The organism is Spiroplasma endosymbiont of 'Nebria riversi', from assembly GCF_018831625.1.
In the GTDB taxonomy this organism is placed as follows: domain Bacteria; phylum Bacillota_I; class Bacilli_A; order Mycoplasmatales; family Nriv7; genus Nriv7.
Genome location: NZ_CP065193.1, coordinates 832,345 through 857,533 on the forward strand (window position 1 = coordinate 832,345; position 25,189 = coordinate 857,533).

The following is a 25,189-nucleotide window of genomic DNA, read 5'->3' on the forward strand; positions in this document are numbered from 1 at the left end:
TTCTTAAACTATTACTTTTTAGGTTTCTTTGTTCCATAAATTGAACGACTTTGTCTTCGCCCTTCAACACCAGCCGCATCTAAAACACCACGAATAACTCGATAGCGCACTCCTGGTAAATCCTTCGTTCTTCCGCCTTGAATAAGTACCACTGAATGCTCCTGCAAGTTATGTCCTTCACCAGGAATATATGCAGTCACTTCTAAACCATTACTTAGTAGCATACGAGTAATCTTTCTTAAAGCTGAGTTAGGTTTCTTTGGCGTTTCTGTTTTCACAAGTTTACATACTGCTTTTTTTTGGGGAGAAGAACCAGTAGTTTGCTTTTTTCTTAATGAGTTATAGCCTACTCCTAATAACGCTGACTTTGATTTACGAGTCTTTCCTTTTCTTGGCTTGTGAATCAATTGATTAATTGTTGGCATAATTAATACTCCTTTCATTCTTTCATCGTGTTATTATTTTATACACACGATACCGTGCGTATCTAAATAAAGTCCTTTATAATAATAACTAATTTATTATAAAAATGCAACATATCCCCAAAATAAAATCTAGAACTTATATATAATTAAGTTCTAGATTTTAGAATAACTAACCACCTTGATAACAAATAGGACAACTACCATTAGTAAATATATAATTTGGATATTGCGAATGATAATGTTCTGCAATTACTGCTGTATCAAATTGTTGATTAATAACAGATTTATTATATGTTTCTTGGTTTGGTAAATTAATATTTAATTCTGTTTGTTTATAATAATTAGATTTTGTTTGATATCGTGCTTGCACATATCCTTGTGGATAGGAAACCGCTTCTTGTATTCCTACTGGATTAGCTTGGCGCTGCATTGTTTGGTCAAAAATTCCATAAGAACGACTTTCGTGATTCTTCTTTTTGCCCTGTTTTGGTTTCTTATCTTGTTCTTCAATCGGATTATATTCATACACCGGACTTTCTAACTCATCTGGTTTTTCTGGAAGATTAGCAAATAAAAATTTTCTTGTCTTTTGTGGATCAATTTCAACAGTTTTTCCTGTCATCGGTGAATGATAATAAATTTTATTAGGCTCAATGTTTGTATCATCAGCTTCCTTTTGTTCACCTAACGCCACTATTTGTTCCTGAACTTGTGAATATTGCTGTCCTTGATAATACTCATTAGTAAATAATTGCTTCCCAGAACCATATTCCCCATTACCAGTTTCTGAACTATTACTCATCAATGGATGTTTAACATCGTCATACTCCAATTCGCTTGGAGCAACATATGAACACTGCGGTTGCTTAACTTGTAGATTTTCTTTATTAATATTAACTTGCTCCTTATCATCAGCTTCCTTTTGTTCATCTGATGATATCACATTATTTTTTGAATCTAACTGTTGTTGCTTATTGCTAACAACTACTTGCTCCGCGGTAATCTGTGAATTAAACACTATCTCGTCTGTTGCTATTTCTTCATAAATCGGTTCTGCAATTATTTTACAAACCTCGCCATCATCTTTATTCTCTTTTAACAACATTGGATTTAAAATATCTGGTAATGATGCTTTTGAGTTTACCACCAACTTATTGTTATCAATTTCATTAGTTTCATAGTCTTTATCATTTAAAAACTCTGAATGTAACTGTTCTTTTACTAAAGACAATGATTGTTGTGCTTGAATATTATTTTTTCTAATATTTACAATTTCATTATTAATATCTAAATAATTTTCATTACTAATTTTTCCATCACCCACAGTAATAATATTACCAATTTGGTATTCTTTATGATTAATAGAATTTTTAATTAATGATAAGAAGGAATTTTGTAAAAAAAAATAACCCCATTGCTAAAATTGCTAAAATAAATGAAAATCATCATATTCCCGTAAAAATAATCATTAAAACCAAAATAGTAAAAATAATTCCCGTTAAAGCAAAATTTGTATAAAATAGTCTAATTGCCACTTTATGATTTTTACGATGACGAATTTGTGATATTACTATTGTTACTAAAACAAAAAATATGGTAATTAAAATTCCAAAAAATACATAAATTACAAGATTACTCATTAAATTATTTTTTAATTTAATTAATGCAAAAGAAAAATTTTCTTTACCAAATCTTAAAAATAATTTTTCTAACCAAATTTCATTAGTAATAAAATTAAAAATAATTGGCATTGATAACACTAATAAAAATATCCCTAAAAGAGTAGATAAAAATATCATTATTGCTCCCATAATCATTAACGTCATTGCTTTTCGCCCCTTAATATCCACTTACTTAAATTCAAGAAATAAACCATTATTTTCCTTTTATTTTATTAAATTATACACCATTTTATAAAAAAATTATTTTAATTTTGTTTTAATTTTGTAGAAAACTCTTGATATTTATTGAATATACTTAATTCTAGGTATTGCCCTAAATGTTAATCTTACCATTGTGTTAAAAATGGACATAATTCAGAAGGAAAACAAAAATATTTATGTAAAAATTGCCGTGCAAGTTTTGACGCTCCCCGTAATCATTTTATTTATTGAAGTCATTTAAATTATGAACAATGAAATTTATTGATTCAAATTTAATTGTTGGGGCAATCTAGTAAAACAATTTCTCGTTTTATTAAAACTACATTAAAAACTGCTTGATATAATCGTCAAAAATTAATGAAATCAAAACAATTAGAAAATACCCAATTAAAATTTAAAAAATTATCTGGTAAAATCCAAATCGATGAAATATTTATTAAAGAAATTCATAAAGGAAATTTCAAACATAAAACTGATCCACGAAGAATTCACCTTGACCCATTCGCAACTAATACTAAATGCTGTATTCAAATGGCAGTTGATAATAATAACAATATTTATGTTAAATCCACAAACACCAAACGTTTACAAAAAAAATGAGTTATTGAAAATATGAACAAAGAATTAATTAACCAAAATTCAATTATTACTTCTGATATGCAAAAATTATATTTTTTAGTAGCAAAACAAACAAATTCTACTTTATGTGTAACTAAAACAACAATTAATCCCGAAGCTAGTTATCGTAACTTAAATAAAATCAGTAAATTACAATTTAGTCTTAAAGAAGCCTTAATTCATTATCATGGTTTAGGTTTTACTAATATTCAAAATTATTTAAATCTCTGAAAATGAAAATACCAACATAAGGGTTTAACTCCAAACCAACAAACAGTGGTATTATATTTTAATGTATAAAAAATTAAAGTAAAAATAGTAATTTTACATAAAAGCCTTTTAAAATTATCAAGTTGATGATTTTTTTTATTTTATCAAGAGTTTTCGACAAAATTAAAAAATAACTTCAATAAAATAAAGAGTTTTTATATATTATTAATTAAATTAATATATAAAAAATATTAATACAATAACGCCTAATATAACTTATGAACGAATAATAACAATCTCACTACCTGTAGCATCAATAATTGTTGAAGCCTTTTGGTCAATAATACCCCCATCAACAATAAAATCAACTTCAAGTTTATTCTCATTAACAGTTATAATTGGATTTTCATTATGAATATTAGCACTAGTGGCAAATAGTGGTCCTGTTTGATAAACAATATCTTGTAACCAGTGATAATTGGTAATCCTAATTGCTATCGTTTCTGTGACATTCACTTTTTGTTTAACAATAATTGTTATTTTCCCCCGAGGATACGATTCATATAACTTTTCAATTTGCGAAGTAATAACCCCAATATCTTTTGCCATTGCAATATCAATAACAATAACTGCCAATGGTTTATTTTTATCTCTTAATTTTAAATGCGAGATTCTTTTAGCGACAAATTGCGAAGAATAAATTCCCACTAAACCATATACTGTATCGGTAGGAACAATACCAACTTGCTCGTTTAATAAATTATGAATAATAAGATTTTTTTGTTCTAATGATAATATTTGCATAAACTAATAAAACTATCTCGGTACCGATTCTTGCAAATACTTTTCAATATCATTACCCATAATAGTTATTCCTTCATTAAGACTTTTCTTAAAAGCAGAACGACTAGTACTATAAAAATTATTTACCTTATTAGTATAAGAATTAAATCATTTACGAGCTAAATCAGAAATAAATTTGCTATCTAGTTTATATAAAATAGCATCTTTTAAATATCCAAAAAGCGGTTCGTGTTCTAATGCTACCCGATAGATTAAGAGCATTACCCGATCAACATCAAGATCCAAACCGCGGTCATAACGATTATAAAAAATATTAATTAACTTCGCAACACGAGCATTACTTTGTGCCATATTAATACGATGCAATTCCTGAACCAAAACAAAATCCTTTTCATATTCATTTTTAATTTGCTGTGTAAATCCCATTGTTGGTGGTGTAATAGTTGGTAACGGATTTACAATTCCCAAACTATTAAATTCTTCATTTTCTTTTATTAATGGTTTAATATTATTATCCTGTAATAAATTTTCTTTAGCATAAAAGTTATTAATATTAGGGATATATTCTGTTTTTGGTTCTTTATTACTATATTTCATATTTTGTAAATTAGAATTTAAACTAAACGCTGTTCCGTCATCCTTAAAACTATTTTCTAATAGCGAGTTATATTTTAATAATGAATTATAATTCATTGCAAACTCAACAATAGCAACAATTTTAGCAACGATTATTACTCCGCCGATAATTCAAATTGAACGACCATTTAACCACGAAATACTTAAACCACTGTCACCACTATCCATATACACTGCTAATGATATTTGCGAATAAAAAGATAACATTAAAGATATTGCCATTGATAATGATAATAAAAAAATTCAAGCAATAAGATATTTACTTTGCTTAGTTTTATAATTTTTAAAATTTAAAAATAAAGCAACAGCAATACTTATTAAACTAATAAGTAGCGATAATAATGGTAACAAAAGAATTTTTGTTGAAGACAATAGTAAAGAATCTTTAAAAACATCACTTCAAAGAACAACCTCACTACTTAGGTAATTAGCAATAATAAAATATACAAGGTTTCATATTAATACTACATTAGCAATTAAATAAAGCCATTTTTCTTTTCTAATCATATTGTCTCTACCTCACACTATAAACTAATTCTACTTTATTAGATGCTTTTTTTCGCGTTCTAATAATTTTTTTATATTTGTAATTATATCACACAACAATTGCATTAAATATTAAGATTGGAATAAATATTAAATAAATTAAATAATCCGCATTCTGATAAACAGCATTTCTCACACTAATCGGCAATTTTATTAAACTAAAAAAAGTCGTTATCATTAACAAAATAAAAGTAGTATAAGTAAGAAAACGATTTAAAAGATATCATTGATAATAATCACTAACAGTTAAAAATGGTCGGTTCCACAGCGGATAAAACTTAATCATAATAAATAATACTTCACTCAAATAAAGAATGGCAACAATGCTAATACCAATAGCTCAAATTAACGCTGAAAACTCCAATGGAGCAGCTTTATAATTATATGTAAAATAATAAAGTGTTCAAATGACTAAAAAGTGACTAAAAAATAATAATATATTAGTCAAAAATCAAATTAACATTGAACGATTATATGCAAAAAACATTTTATTTTCCTCTTTATTTTTTGGATATTTTTTTTACTTTTTTAAATCTTTTTTTCTTTTGTTATGGCAACCCTTTTTTGGACACTTTTTATGTAGACTGTCATTTTCTAAATTCAACAGGCGTTAAATAATTTAAACTGCCATGTATTTTAAGATTATTGTATCAATTAACAAAATCAAATAATTCGCATTTTAATCGTGTTAAATTTTCAAATTTTTTACCCTTGATAAATCCCGTTTTAAAAGTTTTGTAAGTTGTTTCAGCCACAGCGTTGTCATAAGGACAACCCTTCGCACTCAATGATCTTTTAATATTAAAGGTTATTAAAATTTCATCAATGATTTTATTTTTGAACTCATTACCACGATCAGTATGAAATAAAGTTATTTTATTTAATGGTCGTGTTATTTTATGAAAAGCTTGTTGAACTAGTTCAGCGGTTTTGTTTGGTCCGACACTATAGCCAATTATTTCTCGATTAAACAAGTCAATTAATAAACAAATATAATGTCATTTTCCTCCAACTTGCACATATGTTAAATCACTAACAACAACTTCATTAGGTTTTTTGTTATTAAATTGACGATTTAAAACATTACTAATTTGGTCATTATTAACCATTGTTTTATGATTACGATATTTTAATTTGGTGTATTTAGAACCCAAATTATTTTTGATCATAAGGAATCTGATTTTTCGACACGATAAGATAATATCTTTTCTCATTAAAACAGCTTTAATTTTACGAGCACCATAAATTTTACGACTTTTATTAAATGCACTGATAACTTCTTATTCATAATTATTAACATCATACTTAACACAATTATTAGTTTGATAATAATATGTTGATTTTGCTATTTTTAATATTTGAAACATTTTTAGCACGGAATATTTTTCTTTATTATTGTTAATATAATTCCTATTTTTTGCCAATTATCAGTGCTGCTTGCTTTAAAATGTCATTTTCCATTCGTAATTGTTGGTTTTCTTTTCGCGAGTAAATTAATTCATTTTCTTCGACAGTGCGATTATCTTGCACTTTAAATGACCCAAAATTATTAAAATTTTCAATTCACTGATATACGGCTGATTTTGAAATTTCGTATTCTTTAATAATTTCAACAATGCTTTTTCCGTTTTGATAAAGCATGACAATTTGTTTTTTAAATTCATTTGAATATGAGTTTTTCCCCATTTTTATCTTCCTACTTTCTTAATAATTTTATTTTATTTGAAAGTCCACATAAATATGGTCCAGCTTATTGTAACCTATCCATTTTCTAAAATAAAATTAGGAATTGTCATTTTTATTTTTAAATTATCTTGTTGATAAATTTTCCATAACAAAATTGAAATAATAATTGAAAAGACAGTAAGAACAATAATTTCAACACTAAACACAATTCACTCGCCAATATTAGAAATAGCACCCCCAAATAAGGATGATTTATAATATGATATATGAAAATCAGGATATTTTTCTTTAAGTTTATAAAGTATATCATTAGCAACAGCAATTAAATTATTAGTATTAGTTTGTGAATATGTAAAAAGAAATAAACCAGCAAAAAGAATTGGCAGAAAAAAAGTATAAAATAAGATTATTGAACCACGAGATAAATAAGATATTCTCTTAATAAGAACAAAAGATACACTTCAAATAATTATTAAAAATGTTAAACCTAAAATTGGCACAAATTGCACAACAAAAACAGTTGGTAAATTAGGATAATAATAAATTGGTGCTAAAATTTCAATCAAAAAAGTCTCACGAATAATTTCTTGTGATTGTTCAGGAATTTCAAGAATATTTCCAGGATTATTATGACCATAAGGAAATTTTGATAACAAATCATAAAGATTTACTAAATCTTTATTCAGAAAATTAGCAATAATTAAAATAACTTCAATTAAAATAAATATTGAAATTAAAAAAATTGAAATTCGCAAAACATTTCAAATTGTTGGTTGTTTAAAAGAAACCCAAGTTTTTCGAAATCAATTTTGACCAAATAATAAAATTTTTTCCCGTTTATTAAAAACAAAAGCCGGTTTCACTAAATGACTAGCATAACTAGTATAATCAAAAGCAACAATTAAAGAAACTAATGTTGCTTGAATAAGAAAAACTCATCAAATACCAACTTCACTAATTCAATCATTAGTATTTCCTTTTAAATTAATTAACTTTTGATAAAATTCTTTAAAAAGAAAATTTTTAAATCACTCAATAGCTTCAGAATGAATTTTTTTACCAGATAATGCCACTAAAAATTCATGAAATTCTTCACTCGCAAAATGATAAGGATTGGGAATAATGATAATATCTTTAGCATCCTTAACTTTTACTAGCGAATTTAAAGTTGCTTCATTAGTTCATTGATATTTATATTGCCCCACAGCTAATAATCCAAAACCAACAATTGTTATAATTCAAAAAATTAATAAAACAATTACTAATGCCCTTGTTGTTTTTCACTTTTTATTTAAAAAAAATGCTCCCCCTAAAATAATAAAAATTCCTAAAAATACTAATGAAGTTCCCGTAATTGTATAGGCAAGTTGCTCATTCATACTGGAAATTATTTTAAAATCATAAAAATCAGATAAATATTGCAAAAGGATTTTAGTATTTTCCAAAGAAAAATTATAGGTCTTTTGAAAATATTGTAAGTAATATTCTTCTCTTGTAAAAACATTAAGATCATTAGTAAAAGTTGTAACTAATGAATCATTAACCAAGACAATAAGAAAAGCAATTCCCGGCGCTAACAAAAGAATTAAAAAAAGTGATATTAACAATGGTTTTGTTGTTTTACCCTTCATTTCATTTCACCCAATTCTTTATTTTTTAATGTCATTATTTTACTATAAAATTATTTATTATTTATTATTTATTGTAAATAAAAAGCATTCTCCATCGACCACTAATATCTTTAATAAATTCATATTCACTAGTTGCAAAATATTCCTTTACTAATAATTCTAAAGCCGCTTTTTGTGAATAACCAAATTCAAAGGCTAATAAATATTTATTATTCATTATTGTTTTTACTTGTTTAAAAATTAATTTATAGAAAAATAAACCATTATCAGTAGCAAATAATGCTAAATGCGGTTCATAGTCTTTAACCATATTTTCAATCTGTTCATCAATTCCAATATAAGGGGGATTACATACTAAAATATCAAACTTATCATCATTATTAACAAAGGACGCTAACAAATTACTATTAACAAATTTAATATTTTGACAATTAAGATTTAGCGCATTAGCTTTTGCAACTTTTAAAGCTTCACTACTAATATCACTAGCAACAACAAAAACTTTTGCTTCTTCTAACGCTAAACTAATAGCAATCGCACCACTACCCGTGGCAACATCAAGTACTTTAATTTGCTTTACATCTTGAAAATAGTCATCAACATAATACAAAAGATTTTCTACTAATTCTTGCGTTTCAGTACGCGGAATAAAAACATTGGGGTTAACAATAAAATCACGCCCCAAAAAAGTTTGATAACCTAAAATATATGCCAACGGTTTTCCCTGTAAATTAATATTAATTAAAGCATAAAAGTCTTCTTCACTAACTTTACTTTCAATATCTAAATTGGCATATAATTCTTGCAATGAATAGTCTGCTAAATGAGCTAATAATCATTTACAATGGTGACTACGATAATCAACATATAATTTTTCACCCTTTTGTAATAACTTATGATAGGTCATAACTAATCTTCCATTCCCATTTTTCTTTTTTGTTCATCGTCAATTAAAGCATTAATAATCTCATTAAGTTCACCCAGCATAATTCGATCAAGTTTATTTAATGTCAAATTAATCCGATGGTCACTAACACGATTTTGAGGATAATTATATGTTCGAATTTTTTCTGCCCGTACACCACTACCGACAGCAATTTTTCGTAATCTGCCCATTTCACTTTGTTGAGCTTCAAGTTTAGCTTCATAAATTTTAGCAAGTAACACTTTTAAAGCCTTATCCTTATTATCATGTTGACTACGACCATCTTGTGAAGTTGCCACAATTCCAGTTGGTAAATGAGTAATACGCACTGCTGAATCAGTAGTATTAACATGTTGCCCCCCGGCACCAGAAGCCCGATAAGTATCAATTTTTAATTCTGACGGTTTAACATCAACATCTAAAGCGCTAGCTTCGGGTAAGATAACAACCGTAGCTGTAGAAGTATGAATTCTTCCTTGTGATTCGGTTTTAGGAATTCTTTGTACGCGATGACTACCAGCTTCAAATTTCATTTTTGCATAGACTTTTTCGCCTTTAATCAAAAATGAAATTTGCGAAAAACCACCAGAATTTGATATTCGTGCATCCAAAAGTTCTGTTTTTCAATTTTGTGATTCACAATATCGTAAATACATCTGATATAAATCACCAGCAAAAATATTAGCTTCATCACCACCAACAGCACCACGAATTTCAATAATAACATTTTTATCATCATTAGGGTTTGCTGGCAATAATGCAATTGTTAACTGCTGTTCAACAAATAATAATGATTCTTCATTACCTTTTAATTCTTCTTTTGCTAAATTTAACAAATCAGCATCTTTTTCATTTTGAAAAATATTTTTAATTTCTTGAAGATTGCTTTCAATACTAAGATATTTCATATATAGCAATACTGTATCATTAAGTTTAGCTCTTTCTTTAGATAACTTAGTTAATAATTCAATATTATTATTAATATCGGAGTGACTTAGTAAACTATTAATTTCATTATAACGATGTTTCATTGTTTCCAATCGTTCTCGGGTTTTGACATTCATTTTTATTCTCCTTAATATTAGTTTGTGGATAATCATTAACAATATGACAATGACGACAGCGTGCCTCATAAAATTCATTAGCACCAATTAAAACAATCGGGTCATGATAACTAGCAGGAAACCCATTAATTATTCTTTGAGTTCTTGTTGCCGGCGAATGACATTTAACACATATTGCTTCTAATTTAGTAACAAATTCAGCCCGCGTTAATAGTTCTGGCATACATTTAAAAGGTTCACCACGAAAATCTTTATCTAAACCAGCAACAATAATCCTCTTCCCCTGATCTGCTAATTGTTCTAAAACTATTAAAATATCACTTGTAAAAAACTGAATTTCATCAATCGCAATAACCTCGGTATCATTATCTAAAAATTCAATTAATTGTTGCGCACCACAAATTCTTATTGCTTTAATTTTTCTATTATTATGACTAACAATTTCTTCTTCTTCATAACGATTATCAATTAATGGTTTAAAAATTTGAATTTTTTTATTAGCAAATGATAACATATTTATTCGACGAATTAATTCCTCAGTTTTACCAGCAAACATACAACCACTAATTACTTCAATTCATCCATCTTTATAACGCACGTACATTATTTACCCTCACTTTGATTAATTTTTTTTGCCAACAAATTTAAATCATTTAATAAGGCATCAACAGTATGTCAAGAATTAGTTTTTACACCTGCTGCACGATGATGACCACCGCCACCATATTTTGCTGCTAAATCATTAATTCTCAAACCAGTACTCCGAATACTAATTTTAATAAACTCATCATTTTCATCTTGACTACAAAATGCTCATATATGTATTCCCGAAATACTCCCTAAGAGATTAACTAAATTATTAGCTTTTTCTTTAGTAATTAAAAATTCTTTCAAAATATCAGGTGTTAACTTTAAAAAAGCAACACCATTGTCAGTAACCTTAAAATTACTCAAAGCAAATGCTTGAAATTTAATAATATTCATTGGCCGTTGATACAAATTATTATAAAGTTGTTCAATATTAAAACCCGTTGTCATTAAAAAATTTGCTAATAAAAAAGTTTCTGCCCGTAAATTACCATAAAGAAACCTCCCCGTATCAGTTACCATTCCATGAAATATCGCTTTAGCAGCTTCCTTTGTAACTTGCAAGTTATTATCTAAAGCTAATTTTGCTACCATTTCACTTGCTGAAGGTACCACATCATCAATTCACTCTAAATCGGCATATTGTTCATAAAATGGATGATGATCAATTTTAATCTTATATTTTCCTTTTTCTCAACCAACACCATCAATTCGCTCGGCATTAGCACAATCACCAATAATTACTAAAGCATCACGATAGTCTTCTTCCTTAACATCATCACAGATACCAATATAATTCAAGTCTAATAAGCTAGCACCCCCAGTTAAAACTCTAATATGAGGCAAATTAGCAACAATTAAATTTTTTAAACCAAATTGTACACCATATGCATCACCATCAGGACTAATATGGCGTAAAATTATTACCGTGGAATATTCTTTTATCTTATCTCAGATTTGCTTTGTCATTTTTTATTATTATCCTCTATCATCTCTTAATTAATTGATCGGTTTTACTATCAAATAAATAAATACCTCCTGACAAAATATCAAATTTAATTTCTTCTTTTAAAAATTTTTTATTATTTGATGGTGGAGTTATTACTTTAATAATTTTATTATCATTTAAAATTACATCAAGTAATCAATCACCTTTACGCATTTTTTTTAACTTAATAACTCATCCATAAAGGGGTTGCTTATTAATAACTTTTATTTTATGTTTGTAAAAATCAGGAACAATTTTTTCTGGTAAAATACCAACATTAAAACTAAAATTTTTATTTTCCATATAAAGTGTCTTTAAACTGACAATATTAATATTATCAATTAATAATCATGATTCAGTATAATTAAAGTACGCAAACCAATTTAAATGTGGCGAGCTAATCGCCTGTAAAACACCCTTATTAAAAGGTTGAGCAATAATATTTTCTTTTGTATCTTGCTGAACAATATCGCCATTTTGTAAAATAATAACTTTTTGGGCAATATCAATAACACAATAACCATATTTACTAATAATAAGAATCGTTAAATTATAATGCTTTTGAAGTTTTTCAATTAAATGACCAAACTCATTTTTATATTGTTTAACTAAAGTATCATCAATAATAAGTAATCGTTTTTGTTGAATAAGAGCAATAACAATTTGCAACTTAATCCGATCTCAACCCGTAAATTGTCAAATAAAACTAAACTTTAAGCCTTTTAAATCAATATCATCAATAATATTCTTTACTTGTAATCAAGCTTGCTGACGAACCCTAATAACTGCTCTACTAGCAGTATGAACTTCATTTTTAAACTTTTTTACACTAATTTTATCAAAACCATTTAAAAGCAATTGATGATAAATATAGGTTTCATTCATAATTTTTCCTTGAAGCATTTTAATTTCTGAAACTAAAATTTCACTAATAATTTGTCCTTGTTGAAAATAAAATTCATTGTAATATTCTCTTGTTGCCTTTTTTCACTGCTTAAATTTATTACTTTTTTTTAAACTAATAAAATCAGCATTTTTATGTTGATATTCAATGCTTTTAACTAACTTTCAAAAGTTTTTCGCATATGCTTTCGTATCAATTTCCGCTTGTAAAATATTTTTTCTTAACTCAGTAATTTCCCCACCTAAAGTTTCTAAAAACTCATTAGCAACAAATGTTACTTCTTTCATCTTAAATGAACGCTTATTTTCCTTATGTCCTTGATGACAATGACAACTTTTTTCCATTCTTGTTAAAATAAAAATTTTATCTCATAAAGCTTGTAAAAAAGTTAACCGACTATTTAAAATTGTTAATTCCTCCGCTTCTACAACTCAACTTTGAAATCTCTGCATTAAAATTGAAGTATTATTAGCATTAACATCATTCATAATTTGTTTAATTGCTGTTTGATGAAATTTGTTAATAAACTCATAATATTTATTAATCCGTGTTTCTTCAAGAATCCGACTATTTTTAATAAAATTCTCATTAAAATCTCGTAACTGGTCTTTATATTTTTTCTTATCAAGATTAATACCATTATCAATTAAATCATTTAAATGATGTTTAGCATCACGATAATCTTGTTTAGCTTGCAAATAAAAATTTTTATTTTTTAAATATAAACTAGTTAATTTTCAAGGAATTGAAAAAATTGAAAAAAGAAATTTTTGTGGAAAAATTAATGCTAACGGTCGTTTTTTTGTTAATTGTGTTGTAATGTTTTCTTCATTAAAAATTATTTGCCCAGTTTCTAAATTCTTACCATCTTTAAAAGCTTTAAATAAAGCACTTTTTTCTTCATAAGAATTAGTAATTAAAACACAAACATCATTATTAGAAATATTAAAGGAAATATTTTTCAAAATAACAATATTTTTTTGTTTAACAACAATATCCTTAAGTTCTAATATCACAAAATCACCTATTTCTTAGTCTCATTACATTATACGACAAACTAAAAATAATACGAAAAAACTCACTATAATTTGTTTTAGTGAGTTTTAAACTATTTATTTAAAGAATTTTTCAAGTCTTCTAATGATACCTCTTTTAACTTATCACTTTTTTTACTTTTATTTTTAACGATTGGTTTTTGATTTTTAGCATCTGCAATTTGTTGCTTTAAAATTTCTTGTTGTTTTGCTTGTTGCTTAGCAAACTTTTCTACTTGGCCATCAGCACGCATTGATTGTTGTTGACCAGTATAAAAAGGATGACATTTTGAACAAGCGTCTACTCTAATTTCTTTTCCCTTAGTTGAACCAACAGTAAAGACATTAGAACATGTTATACAAGTAATTTCTGCTTCATAATAGTTAATAGCATTATCTTTACCTTTTTTATTCATTATTCCACCTCTAAAATATTTTCACTATAAAATAATAACATATATTATGTTAATTACAAAATCAGCGAAGTATTTGGGTTGCGTTTAGTTTTCTTAGGTATTTTTAAAAAAAGAAAAAATAATCATTTACTATAAATTATTTCAATATGCAAATTAAGTATATATATCCTATGTATGATTTTTGTTGTAAAAAATTATTTTAATGTTGTTTTTATAACCTTTTATTAAAATTATGTTTGTTAATATTAAATATTTTGTTTTATTACTTATTTTTAAAATAAAATGATAATTAAATTGTAATTACTTTTCTTTTAAAATTATTCAAATATCTACCCACCTAACAAAACTTTATGCGTCCAAGTATTTTAACCTATCTTGTTGGTAACAACATTATCGCTTACGCAAGCAATTTTGTTCCAATAATCTGATAATACTTATTAGGTAAGTATTCCAAGAAAAACTCATTGAGTATTGTTCAGCGAACTGATAATTGATCGCTTGGCATACTAATCGGTTGTAACAACCATTGACTAAATAACTCTGCAAACTGTTCTTTTAAACTAACAAACTTACCATAGTTACTATCAACAAATAATTTTGATACTAAAGCACTAATTTTTGCTTCTGAATTAGAAAAATATATTTTGCCATTTGTATCAATAAATTTAATCTTACTTGGAAGATACCCCAGTTTACTAGCAATAAAACGAACAAATTCTTGGGATGCAGAAATTTTTGTTTTTTTTAATTTTCACCCTTTTTTATATCACGCTTGATTTTTATTAGTAGATTTTTGTAATCCATTTTTAAATCATTTATCTAAATGAACTTCATCAGCAGCATTAGTTTCATCTGGTAAAATATTACTATTTAACTGCTCAGGAAAAAAATTTAACAAGTTTTCTAACGCATGACCATACTCATGAATAACCCCAGTAGTAACATTACTAGTTGAAAATTGACCATTAAAATATTGGGATTTAATATGATCTTTATCAACAATACTTGGTCGCAAAGCAATAAACTGATAACCATATCGTCAATCTAAAACCGTAACCCCTAAGGTCTTTTCTGAATCAGTCTGGAAATCAAAACTATTAGTAAACGAAAGGGCAACTAATAACTTAGCAACATTTTTTTTACCATAATACTTACTTAAATAATTATACATCGCTAACAAATATTTTGAATTATTACCAATTTTTTGTTCCAATAGTTTCAAATCAAGCATTGGTTTTTGTCCATCTCTTAAGTCAGTATTTTCAAGATTTTTTACTAAATCATCATAACTTGAATAATAATCTCTTAACAATAATGAACTTTGTTCGTACTTATTATAGTGCTCTGTACTTTTATTAGAAACTTTTAAAATCTCATTATAACAAGATTGTAACGCTTTTCTTTCAGCAATATTGTTTTTCTTTCTATTAATAGTTGTTAAATATTTCATATATTTTGAATCATCATCATCAAATCATGATTCAAAATCTAAATTCCAACGATGAAAAGTATCTTCTAACTTTAACCCCTCACTTTTAAGATTAACATTCTTACCCTCAAAAGCACAATTATAATTAATTAACGAATCATTATCATTAGATAATTGATAATCATAAAAATTAAAAGCGTTGCACCCTACTAATAAAAACAATATGATGATAATATTAACAACTAATGGTGTTTTTTTAATCATTGTTACCCTCCCGGTCGCGTTTAGTTTTCTTAGGTATTGTTTTGAAGAAATAAAACAATCAGCTAATTATATTATTTAATTACTAAACTAACCCCGCCTTTCTTGTTATTTTCATTTTTACTCATCACCATTCTATCATATTATTGAATTTTTACACAACAAAAATTATTTTAATTTTGTCGAAAACTCTTGATAAAATAAAAAAAATCATCAACTTGATAATTTTAAAAGGCTTTTATGTAAAATTACTATTTTTACTTTAATTTTTTATACATTAAAATATAATACCGCTGTTTGTTGGTTTGGAGTTAAACCCTTATGTTGTTATTTTCGTTTTCAGAGATTTAAATAATTTTGAATATTAGTAAAACCTAAACCATGATAATAAATTAAGGCTCCTTTAAGACTGGATTGTAATTTACTGATTTTATTTAAGTTACGATAACTAGCTTCAGGATTAATTGTTGTTTTAGTTACACATAAAGTAGAATTTGTTTGTTTTGCTAATAAAAAATATAATTTTTGCATATCAGAAGTAATAATTGAATTTTGGTTAATTAATTCTTTGTTCATATTTTCAATAACTCATTGTTTTTGTAAACGTTTGGTTTTTGTGGATTTAACATAAGTATTGTTATTATTATCAACTGCCATTTGAATACAGCATTTAGTATTAGTTGCGAATGGGTCAAGGTGAATTCTTTGTGGATCAGTTTTATGTTTGAAATTTCCTTTATGAATTTCTTTAATAAATGTTTCATCGATTTGGATTTTACCAGATAATTTTTTAAATTTTAATTGGGTATTTTCTAATTGTTTTGATTTCATTAATTTTTGACGATTATATCAAGCAGTTTTTAATGTAGTTTTAATAAAACGAGAAATTGTTTTACTAGATTACCCCACCAATGAAATTTGAATCAATAAATTTCATTGTTCATAATTTAAATGACTTCAATAAATAAAATGATTACGAGAAGCGTCAAAACTTGCACGGCAATTTTTACATAAATATTTTTTTCCTTCTGAATTATGTCCCATTGGATATGTTCCAATAAGTTGGACCATATTTATGTGGACTTTCAAATAAAATAAAATTATTAAGAAATTAGGAAGATAAAAATGGGCAAAAACTCATATTCAAATGAATTTAAAAAACAAATTGTCATGTTTTATCAAAACGGAAAAAGCATTGTTGAAATTATTAAAGAATACGGAATTTCAAAATCAGCCGTATATCAGTGAATTGAAAATTTTAATAATTTTGGGTCATTTAAAGTGCAAGATAATCGCACTGTCGAAGAAAATGAATTAATTTACTCGCGAAAAGAAAACCAACAATTACGAATGGGGAATGACATTTTAAAGCAAGTAGCCCTGATAATTGGCAAAAAATAGGAATTATTAACAATAATAAAGAAAAATACCCCCGTACTAAAAATGTATCAAATATTAAAAATAGCAAAATCAACATATTATTATCAAACTAATAATTGTGTTAAGTACGATGTTAATAATTATTAAGAAGAAGTTATCAGTGCATTTAATAAAAGTCGTAAAATTTATGGTGCTCGTAAAATTAAAGCTGTTTTAATGAGAAAAGATATGATCTTATCACGTCGAAAAATCAGATTCCTTATGATCAAAAATAATTTGGTTTCTAAATACACCAAATTAAAATATCGTAATCATAAAACAATGGTTAATAATGACCAAATTAGTAATGTTTTAAATCGTCAATTTAATAACAAAAAACCTAATGAAGTTGTTGTTAGTGATTTAACATATGTGCAAGTTGGAGGAAAATGACATTATATTTGTTTATTAATTGACTTGTTTAATCGAGAAATAATTGGCTATAGTGCCGGACCAAACAAAACCGCTGAACTAGTTCAACAAGCTTTTCATAAAATAACACGACCATTAAATAAAATAACTTTATTTCATACTGATCGTGGTAATGAGTTCAAAAATAAAATCATTGATGAAATTTTAATAACCTTTAATATTAAAAGATCATTGAGTACGAAGGGTTGTCCTTATGACAATGCTGTGGCTGAAACAACTTACAAAACTTTTAAAACGGAATTTATCAAGGGTAAAAAATTTGAAAATTTAACACAATTAAAATGCGAATTATTTGATTTTGTTAATTGATACAATAATCGTAGAATACATGGCAGTTTAAATTATTTAACGCCTGTTGAATTTAGAAAATGACAGTCTACATAAAAAGTGTCCAAAAAAGGGTTGCCATACCAAACAATCATAATTCAGAAAAAAACCGCTATTGGTGTAAAACCAAATAAAAACTCAAATATATTATATACAAGAGTTCAGGCGCCTTTTAAAAATTTTAAAGAAGCTTCTTCGGCGGTTGGACTATTTATCATATTTCACCTCCTTTCTAATATTGTTGCTACTAAAAACGCAATCAACCACAACATTATTTTACTCTATGAAAGGAACAATAAAAAATGGAAAACTTAGAAAAAATGGCTAGTTTGATTGGCGATATGTTTTATAAAGTTTTTGATTTAATTTGAACTTTAACCATTCCTGGAACAGATATTCGCATTATTATTTTTTCGCTAATTATGCTTGTAATAAATCTTGTAATTGGTGGCATTTTAGGTATTCATATTGAACGACTAAAAGTTGGCTTTCGTAAAAAATATCGAAAATCAGTTGCTAATTGAGGAACTAAGAAAAAATCATCTAGTGGCCCAATTAAGAAATTTAGTGATAACAACCCTAAAAATAGACCGTGATTTAACCAACACGGACGGCGAATAAAAAGGTAGGTTTTTAGAATGTTTAAATTAATAATATTATTTATTCTTGTTGCTGTTTTTTCTATTTTTGCTTTAAATGACTTTTTAGGTTTATGAGCCTATGTGCGTGAGGGTTTAGAATATTTTAATAAAGTTCTATCAAGTAATATTAAAATTTTAGATTTGTTTAAACCAAGGATAAGGTTATTTTCTCAACATCCGATTTTCCAAATTTTAGGAACGATTTGTATTTTATCAACAATATATTTAATTTTAAAGATTTAAAAAATGAAAAAGTTAAAAAAAATATTAGGTATTAAATGATTTAAAAGCGTTTTAGGTTTTATACATTTTTTTATTATATTTCATAGATTTATTACTCTAATTTAAATATTTTTAACAAAAATTCGAACTAACACAGATGAGTTTTTTAAAGATTTTATATTGTTTGATTTTCAAAATGTAGTTCTTAAGATGTATTTTTGATTATTAATCGTTTATTTGTTAATAACTGGTATTAAGTGGACGCATAAAGTTTTGTTAGGTGGGTAAAGATTTGAATAATTTTAAAAGAAAAGTAATTACAATTTAATTATCATTTTATTTTAAAAATAAGTAATAAAAAAAATATTTAATATTAACAAACATAATTTTAATAAAAGGTTATAAAAACAACATTAAAATAATTTTTTACAACAAAAATCATACATAGGATATATATACTTAATTTGCATATTGAAATAATTTATAAATAATTTATAGTAAATGATTATTTTTTCTTTTTTTAAAAATACCTAATAAAACTAAACGCGACCGTAATTTTACATAAAAGCCTTTTAAAATTATCAAGTTGATGATTTTTTTTATTTTATCAAGAGTTTTCGACAAAATTAAAATATTTTATTGCAAACTAAATTTGCCATATAAAAACTGCCATTATATGGCAGTTTAAAAAATTATTTTATTAGTTCTAAGGTTTTTTTTGATTACGACGCATCGCATTCATCACAGCTTTAATTTGTGATTCGGAAGGTTTTCTTCCCATTTGCATATACATTGCTCGAATCATTTTTTCATTAACTGGCGGATTATCTCTTAATTGCTTTTCAAACATCTTTTTAGATATTAAAAATGCTAATAACCCCCCCATTACTAAACCACCAACAAGACCAATTAACAATCCTGCTCATCAAGGCATTTTATCTTTTCTCCTTTATATTATCTTTTTGTAATAATTTTTTAACTTGTAATACAATATTATCAACAGTAAATCCTAATTTATTCATTATATCTTGCATTGGTGCTGATATTCCAAATCTGTCAATACCAAAAGTTATCCCATTATCAACATATTTATGTCATCCTCAAGTTGAAGCCATTTCTAAACTTATCTTTTTAACATTCTGCGGAAGCACTTCTAACTTATAAGTCACATCTTGACAATCAAAAACAGTTGTTGAAGGCATAGAAACAACACGAATAGTATTAATATTTTCTTTTTGTAATTGTTGCTGAACTTTTAATGCTAATTGCACTTCACTACCAGTAGCAATAATTATTAATTCTAATTGTGATTTTTCAGGACTAATAATATATCCGCCTTTTAATGCTTTATTAACATCACTAGAAATAATTTGCGGTAAATTTTGTCGCGAAACTAAAATTGCTGTAGGCTTATTTTTACTATTCAATGCACAAATATAACTAGCAATTGTTTCTTTCATATCACAAGGACGAAAAACATTTAAGTTAGGTAATGCTCTTAACATTGAAATTTGTTCTACCGGTTGATGGGTCGGCCCATCTTCACCAACAGCAATTGAATCGTGACTAAAAACAAAAATATTAGGAATTTCCATTAATGAAGCTAAACGAATTGCAGGTTTCATATAATCACTAAAAATTAAAAAAGTAGCAACAAATGAGCGAACAGTTTTTTGTAATAGCAAACCATTACTAATAGCACCCATTCCAAATTCGCGAACGCCAAACATAATATTACGACCTTGTAAATTATTAGATGCAAAGTATCCATCACTTCCTAAAACTTTTGTTGATGATGATAAATCAGCACTACCACCAATAAATAATGGCAATTTTTTACTAATAGTTTTTAATACTATTGATGAACAATCTCTTGTTGCCATATCTTGTTCAATTAAAATATCTTGAAAATCATTAGCAGTAAAATTATAGTTATGATATAAAGTATCATTAATTTCCTTATATTCAGTAACATATTTATTAGCATATTCAGTTCACATTTGATTTCAAATTTGTTGTTGTTGTTGACCTCTTTGCGCAACTCTAACTTTAAAATCATTTTTCACATCATCAGGAACAAAAAATGGTTCATAATCTCACTTTAAATTTTCTTTTAACTTAATAATATCATCACCTAAAGGGGCACCGTGAACACTGCTAGTTCCTGCTTTTGAAGCGCCAACACCAATAATAGTTTTAATTTCAATTAAAGTTGGCTTTTCAGTTTCCGCTTTAGCTTGCCTTATTGCTTGACTAATTGCTTTAAAGTCACTACCCGCAGTAACTAAAATATAATTTCAATTAGCACTTAAAAAACGCTGTTTTGTATTTTCACTTTGTGATAAACTTACTGGACCATCTAATTGAATATCATTAGAGTCATATAAAACAATTAAATTACTTAATTTTAAATGACCTGCTAAACTAATAGCTTCTTGACTTATGCCTTCTTGTAAATCACCATCACTACAAATAATATAAGTATGATAGTCAAAAATATTAAAATCAGGTTTATTATATTTATGGGCCAGAAAAGTTCTTACTAAATCACAACCAACACCCATTGCTAATCCTTGTCCTAATGGTCCCGTTGTTGCTTCAACACCAGGTGTTAAATTTCTTTCTGGATGTCCAGGAGTAATTGAATCCAATTGCCGAAAATTTTTAACTTCATCAATACTAATATCATAACCACTTAAATGTAATAACGCATACAATAATGCTGAGCCATGTCCAGCTGATAAAATAAAACGATCACGATTAATTCATTGGGGATCTTGCGGATTACAATATAAATGTTCACTAAATAGTGCATAACTCATTGGAGCTGCTCCTAAAACAATTCCTGGATGCCCTGAATTAGCTTGATTGACAGCTTCAACACCTAACATCTTAATATTATTAATTGACTGCTCACGATTATAATCATCGTTTTCATTTTGAAATTGGTTTTGTGACATATTATTCCTCCTTGTTACTTTTCACCATACTTATTTTAATATATTTTTCATAAAATACCTATATTTTACTAACTATTTACCACATTTAACCCCAAAATGTTCAATTGTTCTTGTTTAACAACACTAGGAGCATGCGTTAACATATCACTACCCTTACTATTCTTGGGAAAAGCAATCACATCACGAATACTATGACTATTACTTAATAACATTATTAAACGATCTAATCCCAAGGCAATACCACCATGAATTGGTGCTCCATAGGATAAAGCATTCAAAAGAAAACCAAATTTTTCCTTTTGTTCTTCAACAGAAACTTGTAAAAACTCTAACATTTTTTGTTGCATTTCAAGACTATGAATTCGCATTGAACCACCACCAACTTCATAACCATTCAATACTAAATCATAAGCCTGAGACTTAACTAACAGCGGATTACTAGTAAAATCAATTTCATCTTTAATATTAGGGCGCGTAAAAGGATGATGGGCAGCAACAAATTTTTTACTTTCATTATCATAAGCAAATAATGGTCAATTTATAACTCATAAAAATTGATAATCTTCATTAGTAAAAAGATTTAATTGTTTAGCAATAGCCTGTCTTATGGCCCCCATTGTATTACAAGCCAATTCATAATTATTTGTAATCATTAAAACTGTTGCTTGATTACTAATTGCTAAATTATTAATGATAGTTTCAGCATTATTAGATAATAACTCTGAAGCAATAACTTTATTGTCATAAGTAATATATTCTAACTGTCCCGCCCGATATTGACTAACAATAACTTTTAGGTCTGCTAATTGTAAATCAGTTAATAACTGAGAAACAACAATTGCTTTAGTAGTTTTCTTTTTACTACTAGTATTCATTAAACTAAGGTCAATAAGTTTTAAATCATATCGTAAATCTGGTTTATCACTACCATATAAATCAATTGCTACTTCATAATCTAATTGTAAAAAAGGTATTTTTAGATTAATGTTTTTAGTTTTTAACATTATTTCCTGCATCATTTGCTCTAAAAGACTAATAATATCCTTTTGTTCAATAAAACTCATTTCTAAATCTAATTGACTAAATTCTGGTTGGCGGTCACTTCTTAAATCTTCATCACGAAAACAACGAGCAATTTGATAGTAGCGATCATAACCACCAACCATTAATAATTGCTTAAATATTTGCGGCGACTGTGGTAACGCATAAAAATGTCCTTTTTGATTTCTTGCCGGAACTAAATAGTCTCTTGCCCCTTCGGGAGTTGCGCTTGCTAAAATTGGCGTTTCAATTTCTAAAAAATTATTATTATTTAAAAAATTGCGCATTATTTGCATAACTTGATGACGCAAAATTATTTTATCTTGCATTACTTGTCTTCGTAAATCTAAAAACCGATATTCTAAACGCGTTTCCTCTAAACTTTCATTATCTAATGGTGATACTTGTGATTTAGTTATTAACTCTAAATTAGTACAAATAATTTCAATATTTCCTGTTGATAAATTATTATTTTTAGATTTACGAAGCACTACCATACCATTAACTTTAATAACATCATCAGCGCTTAAACTTTTAGCAAGAACATAGTTAGGATTTTCACTATTAATTATAATTTGCGTCATCCCATAACGATCGCGTAAATCTAAAAATATTAAATTATTAAGTTTACGAATTGTATGAACTCAACCACAAAGGTTAACTTCTAAATTAACATTTTCTTCTCTTAATTCACCACAATTATGACTTCTCATTATTTATCTCCCTTATTTGCATTCAAATAATTAATTAATTCATTAATACTAATCTTTTCTTCTACCTTAGTTTCCTGATTTTTAATAGTTAAATTATTCTCTTTAACTTCGCTATCACCAATAATGATAACAAAACGACAATCTAATTTAGAAACAACATTAAACTGAGACTTAATATTCCTTTGTTCATAATCCATATCACTAATAAAATTATTACTTCTTAAAGTTAATAATACATTAGTTGCTAATTCATAACCAGTAGAGGTTAAAGCAATAATGTATACATCAACCAATGGAAGCATTTTTTTAATAAATTCTGAATGATTTTCAGTAGCATTAATTAATCTTTCAATTCCGATTGCAAAACCAATTGCTGGAACTGATTTTTGATTTTTTAATAATTCCTCAACTAAATTATCATAACGACCACCACCAATTAATGTATTCTGTCCTTCAACACCCGTCTCTAAACTAATAATTTCAAAAACAATATCATTATAATAGTCTAAACCGCGAACTAATTTACTATCAATTTCATATTTAACTTTTAAATTATCCAATAACTTTATTAATCTTGTAAAATATTCTTGTTCTTCAACAGAATAAGTTTCACTAATTATTGGTAAATTTTTAATATTTTGATCAATTTTACAATCTAATACTCGCAAGGTATTTTTAGTAATTCTTCTTTGACAATCCTCACATAATGTTGTGCTTATATCTTGTAAAAATGTTTTTAAAATTTGTTGATATTTATTTTGGGTTGCTTTTGCTCCTAAAAAATTTATTTTAAGAATAATATTATTAATCTTTAACGATTTAACAATATCCATTGCTAAACAAATAATTTCAGCATCTAAATAAATAGTTTTTTTACCAAAAACTTCCACACCAAATTGCGTAAATTGTCTTTGACGCCCTCGTTGTGGTCGCTCATAGCGAAACATATGTCCATAGTAAAATAATTTTAAAGGTAATCCTAAAACATCAACTAATTTATTTTCAATTACTGCTCTAACAATTGGCGCTGTATTTTCAGGACGAAGCGCTAATTCACGACCTTTTTTATCTTGAAAGTTAAACATTTCTTTACTAACAATATCGCTATTAATACCAACAGTTCTTTGAAATAATTCATAATGTTCAAATATTGGCGTACTAATTTCTTCATAATTATATTTTTTAACAATATCTCGTAAAATTTGTTGTAATTTATATCGTTGTTTATTTTGAATTGGTAAAATATCATTAGTACCTCTGGGGGCTTTATATTCCATACATTTCTCTCCTTAGACTTACTTTCACTACTAATTTTACTAGTTATTTACAAAAATTAAAAATTTTTCAATAAAAACTTCTTGTTGTTGTCTTAACTACAAGAAGTTT

Annotated in this window: 22 protein-coding genes and 4 pseudogenes; 5 read left to right on the forward strand and 21 right to left on the reverse strand. The window is 26.6% G+C overall.

Annotated features, from left to right (window positions below; genetic code table 4):
- Window positions 1-11: 11 nt before the first annotated feature.
- The 3 genes from rpsL to I5Q57_RS05355 all read right to left on the reverse strand — a co-directional run bounded on the left by rpsL (window position 12) and on the right by I5Q57_RS05355 (window position 2,251).
- Window positions 12-425, reverse strand: coding sequence for a 30S ribosomal protein S12 (rpsL, locus tag I5Q57_RS05345; RefSeq protein WP_215825564.1), 414 nt, complete (start codon window positions 423-425; stop codon window positions 12-14).
- A gap of 169 nt (window positions 426-594) precedes the next feature.
- Window positions 595-1,749, reverse strand: coding sequence for a hypothetical protein (locus tag I5Q57_RS05350; protein ID WP_215825565.1), 1,155 nt, complete (start codon window positions 1,747-1,749; stop codon window positions 595-597).
- Between the two features lie 46 nt (window positions 1,750-1,795).
- Window positions 1,796-2,251 (reverse strand): hypothetical protein, encoded by a 456-nt coding sequence (locus I5Q57_RS05355; protein ID WP_215825566.1) that lies wholly within the window; start codon window positions 2,249-2,251, stop codon window positions 1,796-1,798.
- Between the two features lie 216 nt (window positions 2,252-2,467).
- Between I5Q57_RS05355 and I5Q57_RS10090 the strand changes: the two are divergent.
- Window positions 2,468-2,584 (forward strand): annotated as a pseudogene (locus tag I5Q57_RS10090) (hypothetical protein); the annotation flags it as partial.
- A gap of 3 nt (window positions 2,585-2,587) precedes the next feature.
- Window positions 2,588-3,226 (forward strand): transposase, encoded by a 639-nt coding sequence (locus I5Q57_RS05360; protein WP_215825567.1) that lies wholly within the window; start codon window positions 2,588-2,590, stop codon window positions 3,224-3,226.
- 186 nt (window positions 3,227-3,412) lie between these two features.
- Here the strand turns inward: I5Q57_RS05360 and I5Q57_RS05365 are convergent, their stop codons facing one another.
- The 14 genes and pseudogenes from I5Q57_RS05365 to I5Q57_RS05430 all read right to left on the reverse strand — a co-directional run bounded on the left by I5Q57_RS05365 (window position 3,413) and on the right by I5Q57_RS05430 (window position 17,119).
- Window positions 3,413-3,940 carry an L-threonylcarbamoyladenylate synthase gene (locus I5Q57_RS05365; protein ID WP_215825568.1) on the reverse strand — a complete coding sequence of 176 codons (528 nt, stop codon included), beginning with the start codon at window positions 3,938-3,940 and terminating at the stop codon, window positions 3,413-3,415.
- A gap of 12 nt (window positions 3,941-3,952) precedes the next feature.
- Window positions 3,953-5,083 carry a hypothetical protein gene (locus I5Q57_RS05370; RefSeq protein WP_215825569.1) on the reverse strand — a complete coding sequence of 377 codons (1,131 nt, stop codon included), beginning with the start codon at window positions 5,081-5,083 and terminating at the stop codon, window positions 3,953-3,955.
- A 7-nt stretch (window positions 5,084-5,090) separates the two neighbouring features.
- Complete coding sequence (locus I5Q57_RS05375) at window positions 5,091-5,486, reverse strand: hypothetical protein (protein ID WP_215825570.1); 396 nt, start codon at window positions 5,484-5,486, stop codon at window positions 5,091-5,093.
- 211 nt (window positions 5,487-5,697) lie between these two features.
- A pseudogene (locus I5Q57_RS05380) lies at window positions 5,698-6,808 on the reverse strand (IS3 family transposase).
- A gap of 74 nt (window positions 6,809-6,882) precedes the next feature.
- Window positions 6,883-8,439 (reverse strand): hypothetical protein, encoded by a 1,557-nt coding sequence (locus I5Q57_RS05385; RefSeq protein ID WP_215825571.1) that lies wholly within the window; start codon window positions 8,437-8,439, stop codon window positions 6,883-6,885.
- A 64-nt stretch (window positions 8,440-8,503) separates the two neighbouring features.
- A complete protein-coding gene (gene prmC / locus I5Q57_RS05390) occupies window positions 8,504-9,346 on the reverse strand; it encodes a peptide chain release factor N(5)-glutamine methyltransferase (protein WP_215825572.1) in 843 nt (280 codons plus the stop codon).
- A gap of 2 nt (window positions 9,347-9,348) precedes the next feature.
- The gene (prfA, locus tag I5Q57_RS05395) at window positions 9,349-10,428 is read right to left on the reverse strand and encodes a peptide chain release factor 1 (protein WP_215825573.1); all 1,080 of its coding nucleotides are present in this window, start codon (window positions 10,426-10,428) and stop codon (window positions 9,349-9,351) included.
- Window positions 10,379-11,032, reverse strand: a complete 654-nt coding sequence (locus I5Q57_RS05400; RefSeq protein WP_215825574.1) for a thymidine kinase — start codon at window positions 11,030-11,032, stop codon at window positions 10,379-10,381. The genes prfA and I5Q57_RS05400 overlap by 50 nt, the downstream gene beginning before the upstream one ends.
- A complete protein-coding gene (locus I5Q57_RS05405) occupies window positions 11,032-11,985 on the reverse strand; it encodes a DHH family phosphoesterase (protein WP_215825575.1) in 954 nt (317 codons plus the stop codon). The genes I5Q57_RS05400 and I5Q57_RS05405 overlap by 1 nt, the downstream gene beginning before the upstream one ends.
- Before the next feature lie 16 nt (window positions 11,986-12,001).
- On the reverse strand, window positions 12,002-13,924 hold the full coding sequence (locus tag I5Q57_RS05410) for a hypothetical protein (protein WP_215825576.1): 1,923 nt from the start codon (window positions 13,922-13,924) through the stop codon (window positions 12,002-12,004).
- A 221-nt stretch (window positions 13,925-14,145) separates the two neighbouring features.
- Window positions 14,146-14,358, reverse strand: a pseudogene (gene rpmE / locus I5Q57_RS09910) (50S ribosomal protein L31); the annotation flags it as partial.
- A gap of 397 nt (window positions 14,359-14,755) precedes the next feature.
- Window positions 14,756-16,051: a hypothetical protein gene (locus I5Q57_RS05420; RefSeq protein WP_215825578.1), complete on the reverse strand. Its 1,296-nt coding sequence runs from the start codon at window positions 16,049-16,051 to the stop codon at window positions 14,756-14,758.
- A gap of 324 nt (window positions 16,052-16,375) precedes the next feature.
- The gene (locus I5Q57_RS05425) at window positions 16,376-16,879 is read right to left on the reverse strand and encodes a transposase (RefSeq protein WP_215825579.1); all 504 of its coding nucleotides are present in this window, start codon (window positions 16,877-16,879) and stop codon (window positions 16,376-16,378) included.
- Between the two features lie 69 nt (window positions 16,880-16,948).
- A complete protein-coding gene (locus I5Q57_RS05430) occupies window positions 16,949-17,119 on the reverse strand; it encodes a hypothetical protein (RefSeq protein WP_215825580.1) in 171 nt (56 codons plus the stop codon).
- Between the two features lie 54 nt (window positions 17,120-17,173).
- Here I5Q57_RS05430 and I5Q57_RS05435 point away from each other — a divergent pair.
- The 3 genes and pseudogenes from I5Q57_RS05435 to I5Q57_RS05445 all read left to right on the forward strand — a co-directional run bounded on the left by I5Q57_RS05435 (window position 17,174) and on the right by I5Q57_RS05445 (window position 19,110).
- Window positions 17,174-18,283: pseudogene (locus I5Q57_RS05435) on the forward strand (IS3 family transposase).
- A gap of 245 nt (window positions 18,284-18,528) precedes the next feature.
- Window positions 18,529-18,855: a hypothetical protein gene (locus I5Q57_RS05440; protein ID WP_215825581.1), complete on the forward strand. Its 327-nt coding sequence runs from the start codon at window positions 18,529-18,531 to the stop codon at window positions 18,853-18,855.
- Window positions 18,856-18,864: 9 nt separating this feature from the next.
- On the forward strand, window positions 18,865-19,110 hold the full coding sequence (locus I5Q57_RS05445; protein ID WP_215825582.1) for a hypothetical protein: 246 nt from the start codon (window positions 18,865-18,867) through the stop codon (window positions 19,108-19,110).
- Window positions 19,111-19,795: 685 nt separating this feature from the next.
- Here the strand turns inward: I5Q57_RS05445 and I5Q57_RS05450 are convergent.
- The 4 genes from I5Q57_RS05450 to hisS form a co-directional block, all read right to left on the reverse strand.
- Window positions 19,796-20,023, reverse strand: a complete 228-nt coding sequence (locus I5Q57_RS05450) for a YneF family protein (protein WP_215825583.1) — start codon at window positions 20,021-20,023, stop codon at window positions 19,796-19,798.
- Window position 20,024: 1 nt separating this feature from the next.
- Complete coding sequence (tkt, locus tag I5Q57_RS05455) at window positions 20,025-22,049, reverse strand: transketolase (RefSeq protein ID WP_215825584.1); 2,025 nt, start codon at window positions 22,047-22,049, stop codon at window positions 20,025-20,027.
- Window positions 22,050-22,117: 68 nt separating this feature from the next.
- The gene (gene aspS / locus I5Q57_RS05460; RefSeq protein ID WP_246534672.1) at window positions 22,118-23,803 is read right to left on the reverse strand and encodes an aspartate--tRNA ligase; all 1,686 of its coding nucleotides are present in this window, start codon (window positions 23,801-23,803) and stop codon (window positions 22,118-22,120) included.
- On the reverse strand, window positions 23,803-25,080 hold the full coding sequence (hisS, locus tag I5Q57_RS05465; protein WP_215825585.1) for a histidine--tRNA ligase: 1,278 nt from the start codon (window positions 25,078-25,080) through the stop codon (window positions 23,803-23,805). The genes aspS and hisS overlap by 1 nt, the downstream gene beginning before the upstream one ends.
- Window positions 25,081-25,189 lie beyond the last annotated feature (109 nt).